1 pseudogene is annotated in these 223 nt (G+C 68.2%); it reads right to left on the reverse strand.

Annotation, left to right across the window (positions count from 1 at the left end):
• Nucleotides 1–223 (reverse strand): annotated as a pseudogene (locus E4K09_RS24075) (tRNA 2-thiouridine(34) synthase MnmA); the annotation flags it as partial.

Below are 223 nucleotides of genomic sequence, written 5' to 3' on the forward strand. Positions count from 1 at the left end.
GAAATAGCTCTGGTCCCGGTCCGGATCGGCGGCCCGGTGCAGGGCCCGACGCCCGTCGGGCAGGCGGCGGCTCGCCACGTAATGGCCCGTGGCCAGCACGTCGGCCCCAAGTTCCCTGGCGGTTTCCAGAAGATCCCGGAACTTGATGGAGCGGTTGCACTCGACGCAGGGGATCGGCGTCTCGCCCGCCAGATAGCTTTGGGTAAAGCGGTCGATCACGGCC

This window comes from Microvirga pakistanensis (assembly GCF_004458765.1).
Classification (GTDB): Bacteria; Pseudomonadota; Alphaproteobacteria; order Rhizobiales; family Beijerinckiaceae; genus Microvirga; species Microvirga pakistanensis.